The 8,480-nt window shown below is 45.9% G+C and carries 7 protein-coding genes and 1 pseudogene; 4 read left to right on the top strand and 4 right to left on the bottom strand.

From position 1 onward, the window contains the following. Positions 1–67: 67 nt before the first annotated feature. On the bottom strand, positions 68–1,258 hold the full coding sequence (gene corA, locus J0895_RS03760) for a magnesium/cobalt transporter CorA (protein ID WP_242541029.1): 1,191 nt from the start codon (positions 1,256–1,258) through the stop codon (positions 68–70). A 420-nt stretch (positions 1,259–1,678) separates the two neighbouring features. After that, positions 1,679–3,487, bottom strand: coding sequence for an ATP-binding protein (locus J0895_RS03755; RefSeq protein ID WP_207086786.1), 1,809 nt, complete (start codon positions 3,485–3,487; stop codon positions 1,679–1,681). A gap of 204 nt (positions 3,488–3,691) precedes the next feature. Here J0895_RS03755 and J0895_RS03750 point away from each other — a divergent pair, with 204 nt between their 5' ends. The 4 genes from J0895_RS03750 to J0895_RS03735 all read left to right on the top strand — a co-directional run bounded on the left by J0895_RS03750 (position 3,692) and on the right by J0895_RS03735 (position 6,900). After that, on the top strand, positions 3,692–3,844 hold the full coding sequence (locus J0895_RS03750) for a hypothetical protein (protein WP_207086785.1): 153 nt from the start codon (positions 3,692–3,694) through the stop codon (positions 3,842–3,844). Between the two features lie 95 nt (positions 3,845–3,939). Further along, complete coding sequence (locus J0895_RS03745; RefSeq protein ID WP_207086784.1) at positions 3,940–4,353, top strand: hypothetical protein; 414 nt, start codon at positions 3,940–3,942, stop codon at positions 4,351–4,353. 271 nt (positions 4,354–4,624) lie between these two features. Next, positions 4,625–6,415 (top strand): aspartate--tRNA ligase, encoded by a 1,791-nt coding sequence (aspS, locus tag J0895_RS03740; protein WP_207086783.1) that lies wholly within the window; start codon positions 4,625–4,627, stop codon positions 6,413–6,415. A 152-nt stretch (positions 6,416–6,567) separates the two neighbouring features. Next, positions 6,568–6,900 carry an STAS domain-containing protein gene (locus J0895_RS03735; protein ID WP_207086782.1) on the top strand — a complete coding sequence of 111 codons (333 nt, stop codon included), beginning with the start codon at positions 6,568–6,570 and terminating at the stop codon, positions 6,898–6,900. Between the two features lie 32 nt (positions 6,901–6,932). On the opposite strand, the gene J0895_RS03730 is transcribed toward J0895_RS03735, so the two are convergent. Then, positions 6,933–8,072 (bottom strand): PP2C family protein-serine/threonine phosphatase, encoded by a 1,140-nt coding sequence (locus J0895_RS03730; RefSeq protein ID WP_207086781.1) that lies wholly within the window; start codon positions 8,070–8,072, stop codon positions 6,933–6,935. Positions 8,073–8,279: 207 nt separating this feature from the next. Continuing rightward, positions 8,280–8,480 (bottom strand): annotated as a pseudogene (locus J0895_RS25630) (hypothetical protein); the annotation flags it as partial.

Genomic DNA, 8,480 nt, shown 5'->3' with positions numbered 1-8,480 from the left:
TGAAGTCGTTACTACAAACTTAAGAGAATGACTGAAGTTTGGAGTTTTATCTTTCAAGTTTCATCTTTTATCTTGGACGCTGGGGGGTGGAAAAGTTGTTAAACCAACCGCGACGCCAAAATAGAAAAATCATGAGGATGGCGATCGCAATCATTACGCCCCACACTGCGGGATAACCCCAATACCAATTGAGTTCTGGCATATTCAACGGTGAGCGTTCTGGATTAAAATTCATTCCATAAACCCCAACAATAAAGGTGAGGGGAATAAAAATAGAGGAAATCACTGTCAGGAGTTTCATCACTTCATTCATCCGGTTACTGATGGAAGAGAGGTAAACCTCCATCAACCCACCGGCGAGTTCTCGATAGGTTTCTACGATATCCAAAACATGAATAGTGTGATCATAACAGTCGCGTAAATAAATCCGGACTTCATCAGAAATCATGGGACTGCCGTCTCGAATTAGAGTATTGATGGCATTTCGCTGGGGCCAAATTGCCCGACGCAAGGTGAGTAACTCCCGTTTGATTTTATAGATTTTTTCTAGGGTATGGGGTGTGGGGTTTGCCACCACCTCATCCTCCAAATCCTCAATGCGTTCCCCATAAGCTTCTAGGACCGGGAAAAATCCATCGATAATGGCATCTAGGAGAGCATAAGCGAGATAATCGGCCTTTTGTTTGCGAATCGTGCCTTTATTGCTGCGAATGCGATCGCGCACTGGACCAAAACTGTCATGTTCTGGTTCCTCCTGCACCGTCAGTAGGTAATCTTTACCCAACACAAAACTGACTTGTTCCGTGATAAAACTTTCCTCGGCTGGATCATGGCGATCTTCTTTGAGCATCACCATCCGCGCAATAATCACTAAATGACCCTCGTAGTCTTCCACTTTGGGTCGCTGGGGGACATTGACGATATCTTCTAACAACAGAGGATGCAAGTCAAAGACTTTGCCAACTCGCTTTAAAATATCTTCACTCCCCAACCCCTGGACATCTAACCACGAAACTGACTTACTGTCTAAGTAGGGGATACATTCTTCCGGGGTCGTCATGAGTAACCGACTGGCCTTTTTTTCGCAATAGTCGATCGCCACAATCGTCGGGATTACTGCATCGTTCTCAATAATCAGGGTTCCGGGGATACTACCCGGTGCGTCATAGCAGTAATCCAAATATGACTCTTCATTTTTCTCGTTCCCCTCTTCGGGTTCAAAGAGGAAATTACCCATTGTCCATCCCGAATCTGTCATTTCTATTTTCCTAATCGCTGCTACCACTGCGATTTTAGGCAATTCGGGAGAAGGTTGCACCGAAACCGAGGAATATATAGCAGTCCTTGCAGCAGTCTGACTCTAACATTCAGGAGTGGGAGCATCTTGCTCCCTTGCTTTAATAGGGAGCAAGATGCTCCCACTCCTTTGAGCAATTGTAGGGTGGGCACTGCCCACCTTTGAGCAATTGTAGCAATTGTAGGCACTGCCCACCGAACAGAAGGACGGGGCATTGCCCACCCTACTCCTTTAACATCCTTTAGCAACTGAATAGGGATGATTTATTTTTTGGAATGCCCTAAATCATTTAGGAAAAGCTATATTACAGCAACGGAGCAAAATACTCCCACTCATGCATGGAATTGGACAATTCATTTAGGGTCGCTATAGAGGGAGATTTTAAGGTTTGAATTGCTCTAAGACTTCATCCTCCCTCAATAATTTCTGACCGATCGCCGCTTTAGGAACAGAGGGTTCCTGCCAATTATTTTCATCCGGTTGAGGCAACTTGACTTCTATTGGGAGATAAACCGTAAAGGTTGAACCCACCCCCAACTCACTCTCCACTAGAATATCTCCTCCCATCATCTGAGAAAACAATCGACTAATTGCCAAACCTAACCCTGTCCCCCCATATTCTCGGGTTGTAGACGCATCTGCCTGCATAAATGCTTGAAACAAATTATCTAACTGCTCTGGACTCATGCCAATGCCTGTATCGCAGATTTTAAACACTACAAATAAATCATTTAAACTCGATTCTTGCTCTGGGGTGAGGGCCAGAGGAATCGCACTCCGGAGTTGTTTTGTTACGGCCATTTCAATCTTCCCCTGGCAGGTGAATTTAGCCGCATTACTGAGTAAATTGAAGAGGATTTGTCGCATCTTGGTTAAGTCAGCGGACATCGGACCCAGTTCCCCACTAAACTGCACTACTAATTGGTTGGAATTTTTCTCCACTAGAGGTTGAGCGGTGTGGCAAATTTGGGTAATTGCTTCGTCCAAGTTAAAGGATTCTAAAAACAGTTGCATTTTCCCCGATTCAATCTTGGAGTAATCTAAAATATCTCCAATTAGAGCAAGCAAATGTTTCCCTGCTGTATTAATTGAGCGCAGGTCACCCAGAAATTCTGCATCGTTGATACCGATATCTCGGGCATCTTCTTGGAGGAGCTCACTATACCCAATAATCGCATTGAGTGGGGTTCTGAGTTCGTGGCTCATATTTGCCAAAAAGGTACTTTTGGCACGATTAGCCGCTTCCGCTGCTGTTTTTGTTTCTAGTAATTGCGCTTCAAATTGTTTGCGATCGGTAATATCCCGGGCCAAAATACAGTTATACTCTTTCCCATTAAATTCCAAATAATTAACCGTACTTTCTACGGGGAATCTTTTCCCTTCTTTCGTTTGATGATAACATTCAATCGTAAAAGAACCATGCCGCTTAATTTCATCCCAATAATCAGACCAAACATTTTTGGGCAAATCCAAATTGATATCATGAATGGTCATTAAAATCAACTCTTCTCGGGAATAGCCTAAAGACAGACAAGCGGCTTCATTGACATAAAAGAATTGGGCATTAGAATTAACCCAGAACACTGAATCCCCAGCCCGATTTAGGGAAAACTGAGTAAAAGCTAAGATTTCCTCAATTTGTTGGCGATGGGATTTTTCTGCCTCTAACGTGAGGACAGTTTGGTGTAACTGTAAGGCTTTCCGTTCCAGTTCATGCCGAAGTTGTGATTCAGTCTGTTTAACCTGAGTTATATCTCGCACTAGGACTAATAATTCATGGTCACTGCTGGGGACAATTTTAATTTCATGAATTGAGGGGAAATATGGATGAGGATTTGTCGAGTTTAGCGGGGGGAATTGAACCGAACATAGACAATCTTTTCCGCTTAATTCTACTTCAAAGAGTTGCTCGCGAACGGTGGCGATCGCCCGTTCTAGGAACTCTCTACACTGCTCAATCACTTCTAAAGGCCAAATTTCCCACCACTTCTTACCGATATAGGTGCGATCGCTCAAATTTTCTATCCCTTCCGGCTGCAACTTCTGCCCTGGATTTGCACAACCGGCCCACAGAGTAAAATTCTTAGGCGGTTGATAATCAAGACAAGTGCCATCTTTATGGATCCAAAAGATGGCATCGGGAATTGCCTTTAATAAAGCACGATTTCTGGTTTTGCTGACAGACACCACCGCTTCAAGCTCCTCCCCATTCCCTAAGAATTGTTCAAACTTATTATCCCCATGTTTGCTCCAGAACTATTGTTTGCCTTCACAAAACAACTCAACAGCGCCCCGGCAAGGTGAGCGAATCCGTACCCACACAGGGGCGTTTTCTACCTGTAGATTGCCTAGGGCCGGGATAATAATGACTATATAGCAACCCTTTCAGGATTTATGGCGAAGGCTGAAAGGGTTGCTATAGCGATAATAGTCCAAACCTTGAGCGATCGGGCCGGTTTACCCATGCCGGAGCTCTATATCGTTCCTTCCCAATCCGCCAATGCCTTTAGAGGGGAAATAGATGTTCAAGTTCGTAGTAACGACTGAAGTCGTTACTACAAACTTTAACCCCATCCCAGACTCTAACTTTAGCCGCTAGGCTAGAGGCAACAACTTATCCAATCCAAATAGGAGACAGAATCATGACTGATGAAGCTCAAGTGCCTAAAGAACGTGCGATCGTGGAAGTAAGTCCCCAGACGAAAGCCATTGTGGAAAAAGAAATGCCCGATGCTACCGCCCAGGTGCAACAGGAAACGATGGCCCTGTTTGAAGCGCTCAAACGCCGAGCACAAACGGAAATTCAAGGGGCCAGCAAATTTACCTCAGAAGCCTATCTGAGTGCGGTGCAACAAGCGCGAGAGTCGATTGAAACCGATCGCCTCATGGATCCCGAACGGATTGCCTATACCATCAAACTGATGGAAATGGATGCCAAGCAAAACTGGGACAAGATCCTCAGTGAAATGAGTGAACTGGGCGATCGCCTTGCTCAATCCGCTCAGGATGCTTGGGACTCCCTCTTCCATCCCGGCGACAATCCCCCCAATTCCTAGGCAACGTTCAGCCTAAACAATTGATCACAGAGGGCGATCAATCGGTCGCCCTCTATTTTTTTTAAGTCTATCCAGAGAGAATCTTCTATCACGATGACCCGTTCGTGCTAGATTTTAAAAGTTTGCCTCTGTTATTTGTTTGAAAGACCCCAACTGAGCAATCCAACCCAATTCAATCCCAGATTGCGATCGCGTATCGAACCCCTAGAACCGGGGCATTCTAGCCGTTCACTTGTCCAATCATTACGTCTGAAACTGTAAAGCGACCACCATGCGAACCTACTATTGCGGCCAACTCCGAAGCGAACATATTGGAGAAACTGTTACTCTGTGTGGATGGGTAGACCGCCGACGAGATCATGGTGGAGTCATTTTCTTGGATTTGCGAGATAGAAGTGGCATCGTCCAAATCGTTTCTGACCCACTGCGCACCCCCGACTCTTACAAAGATGCGGAAACCATCCGCAATGAATATGTCCTCCGCATCACCGGACGGGTCAGCCAGCGTCCTAGCGATTCCCTCAATCCCAACTTACCCACGGGAGAGTTAGAAGTTTACGTCGATCGCATCGAATTACTCAACGCTGTCCATAAACTGATGCCGTTCCAGGTTTCCAGTGGACAGACGGAAGTAGTCCGGGAGGAGTTACGCCTTAAATATCGCTATTTGGATCTCCGTCGGGAACGGATGTCAGGAAATCTACAACTGCGTCATCAAGTGGTTAAAGCCATGCGCCGCTTCCTGGAAGATGAATATGGATTTATCGAAGTAGAAACCCCGATGCTGACCCGTTCTACCCCAGAAGGTGCGCGGGATTATCTGGTCCCCTCTCGGGTGAATCCCGGTGAATGGTATGCTTTGCCGCAGTCGCCGCAGTTATTCAAACAGTTGTTAATGGTTTCGGGGTTAGATCGCTACTATCAAATTGCCCGATGCTTTCGTGATGAAGATTTAAGGGCCGATCGCCAGCCGGAATTTACTCAGCTTGACATGGAAATGAGTTTCATGTCCCAAGAAGAAATTCTGGAACTGAATGAATCTTTAGTTTGCCATATCTTTAAAACGGTTAAAGGCATTGATCTCCCCCGTCCTTTCCCCCGTTTAACCTACGCCGAATCCATGTTACGGTACGGGACCGATCGCCCCGATACCCGCTATGGGATGGAATTGGTGGATGTGTCGGATTTGGTGAAAGACTCCGGTTTTAAGGTGTTTTCCGGTGCCATTGCTGCCGGTGGCATTGTCAAGGTGTTGCCGATTCCCGGTGGCAATAGCGCCATTTCCAATGTTCGCATCAAACCCGGTGGAGATTTATTTAAGGAAGCCGCAGAAGCCGGGGCGAAAGGGTTGGCTTATATCCGGGTTAAAGATAACGGAGAAATCGATACGATTGGGGCAATTAAAGATAATTTAAGCCCGGAGGATAAACAGGAGTTGCTCTCGCGAACTGGGGCACAATCGGGGGATTTACTGTTATTTGGGGCGGGAGATACGGCAACGGTGAATAAAACCCTCGATCGCCTCCGCCAATCCGTCGCCCGTCTGTTGGGTGCGATCGATGAAAGCAAGCTCAATCTGCTCTGGGTTACAGATTTTCCGATGTTTGAGTGGAATGCCGATGAAAAGCGGTTAGAGGCGATTCATCACCCCTTTACCGCTCCTAACCCCGAAGATATTGACGACCTTAAAACTGCTCGGGCTCAAGCTTATGACTTGGTTTACAACGGGTTGGAAATCGGCGGCGGCAGTCTGCGGATTTATCAGCGCGAGGTTCAGGAACGGGTATTTGAGGCGATCGGGTTATCCACGGAAGAGGCTTATAATAAGTTTGGATTTTTATTGGAAGCCTTTGAGTATGGCACTCCTCCCCACGGCGGTATTGCTTATGGTTTAGACCGCTTGGTGATGTTGTTAGCCTCCGAGGAGTCGATTCGAGATGTGATTGCCTTCCCGAAAACCCAACAAGCTCGATGTTTGTTAACCGGAGCTCCTGCTACCATTGATGGGATTCAGTTGAAGGAATTGCACGTTGCTTCTACAGTGAAGCCTAAACAGGCTTAGGGATTTGTTGAAGATCAGGTCATGGGTAATCTAGTATTTGTGGGAATTATCCATGACTTGCTATTCTTAAGACTGCACTGAATTGTTATTATTTTCTCATCTGAGAAAAAACAGTTCAAAAGCCCACTAACATCTTTATGAGTAACAAACCGATGAGTTCTGACATCAAGTTTGAAGTTGTTCGTCCCACCGGCATTTTAGACGGGACCCAGGCCAATGTATTTCGCCGTGAAGTGCGCGATCGCATAGATAACAAAGCCAATATTGTCCTTGTCAATCTCCAGGATGTAACCTTTATTGATAGTTCCGGTCTGGGGGCTTTAGTCTCCGCCCTGAAAATGGTGCGAACCGCTGGTGCAAAGATGGTCATCTGTTCCATTAATGATCAGGTCCGAATGTTATTTGAACTGACCAGCATGGACCGCGTATTTAAAGTTTATCCCAATGAAGAAACCTTTGAAAATGAAGTGAATTCCGATATTTAATTCAGGACAAAGTGCGGATTGGAGTTCGAGTGTTATTCCAGAAACTCTACCTGGAGCAAGGAGAAGTCATCATCAAAGGTCGGGTTAAGATTTAAACTCCGGATACGAGCTAATAATCCATCAATATCCTGGCCATTTTTTTGCCAATAATAACTGAGCAAATTGCTAAAGGCATCCAAACCCCAGAGAGTGCCATCCGGCTGATTAATTTCATAAACGCCATCACTAAAAACGTATAAGGTACTAGGGGTCTCAATCTGACAGACATTTTGAGTATAGATGGCTTCGGGAAACATTCCGATGGGTAAGCCTTGGGTTTTAAGTGCTTGTAGGGTAGGCGGCATTCCTAGAGTTCCAGATAACAATAAGGCCGGAGGATGTCCCGCACTGGAATACAATAGGGTGTCTTGGGTGCGGTTATAGACGCCATACCAAATGGTGAAATATTTATCTTGTTGTAGGTCCATTTGAAAGTATTGATTTAATTCGGTTAAAACCGAAGCAGGTTGGGTAAAATCAAAGCCAACCTGGGAGTGGGACCGTAACAAATTTAAGACCGAAACTGAGGGAAGGGTGGCGGCTAAACCATGACCCGCAACATCCAGTAGGTAAATGACTAAGTTTTCCGAATCAAGCCAGTAGTAGTCAAAGCAATCGCCGCCGAGTTGACGAGAGGGAATAAAGCGATTGGCGATCGCCACAGGTGTAGTCAGAGGAGAAGGCAAGAGCGATCGCACATAATCCGCTGCTTCCGCTAGTTCCGCTTCTAAAGCTCGCTTCGAGTTTCGCAAATCTTGGGTAAGCTGATAAATCCTCAGTCCCGCTCTAACTCGGGCATTTAATTCATTAATTTCAATCGGTTTAGACAGAAATTCATCCGCACCCGTATCGAGTCCGACGATCCGATCTTCCGTTGCACCCCGCGAAGTTAACAGAATAAAATAAGTGTTGGATAATTCCGGATGCGCCTTAATCTGACGGCAAACTTCCAACCCATCCATCACCGGCATCATCCAGTCACAAATGATTAACGCAGGCCATAACCGATAAGCCTGTTCCATTCCTTCTTGACCATTACTGGCAGCAGCAACGTGATACCCCTGTTTTTGCAAGGATCTCGTCAACACGACGCGAATAGTCGGATCGTCATCAATCACAAGAATGTGGGTCATGGACTAGGAAATTGCGACAATTAGCTTTACACAGAATAGCATTCACGAAAAAGACCCCCAACCCTCATTGTTTCCTGATGTCGGGGAACCATTCAAGGCAATGATGCCGCGTTTTGTCACCGTTTCCTGATATCGGGGAACCCTTTCACAGAACTGTGATGCTTTTGAGGAGGTTGGAGAGTCTCTTTCACGGAATGCAACAGGGTTCTACTCTAGCCCCAATTGCCCACGAAAACCCGTAATAATCCGAGTTCCATCTTTGAGAATGTGGATTTCCATCTGGTCACTGGCCCAGGTAATTTTATAGAAAGCACCGTAAAACCCATGTGCTTTAGCCGTGGGATATAAGGTGGGTGAACGTAGGTACGTAGTTAACCAAATCCATGGTATAATTAGTCTGTGCGTGCG

Source organism: Phormidium pseudopriestleyi FRX01 (assembly GCF_017313335.1).
Taxonomy (GTDB): domain Bacteria; phylum Cyanobacteriota; class Cyanobacteriia; order Cyanobacteriales; family Laspinemataceae; genus Laspinema; species Laspinema pseudopriestleyi.
This window is presented reverse-complemented; position numbering and strand designations above follow the sequence as displayed.

Bases quoted from the DNA above. Each gene is read 5' to 3' on its own strand.
- corA (WP_242541029.1), bottom strand. From the start codon at position 1,258: ATGACAGATTCGGGATGGACAATGGGTAATTTCCTCTTTGAACCCGAA.
- J0895_RS03750 (WP_207086785.1), top strand. From the start codon at position 3,692: ATGGCGAAGGCTGAAAGGGTTGCTATAGCGATAATAGTCCAAACCTTG.
- J0895_RS03745 (WP_207086784.1), top strand. From the start codon at position 3,940: ATGACTGATGAAGCTCAAGTGCCTAAAGAACGTGCGATCGTGGAAGTA.
- aspS (WP_207086783.1), top strand. From the start codon at position 4,625: ATGCGAACCTACTATTGCGGCCAACTCCGAAGCGAACATATTGGAGAA.
- J0895_RS03735 (WP_207086782.1), top strand. From the start codon at position 6,568: ATGAGTTCTGACATCAAGTTTGAAGTTGTTCGTCCCACCGGCATTTTA.
- J0895_RS03730 (WP_207086781.1), bottom strand. From the start codon at position 8,072: ATGACCCACATTCTTGTGATTGATGACGATCCGACTATTCGCGTCGTG.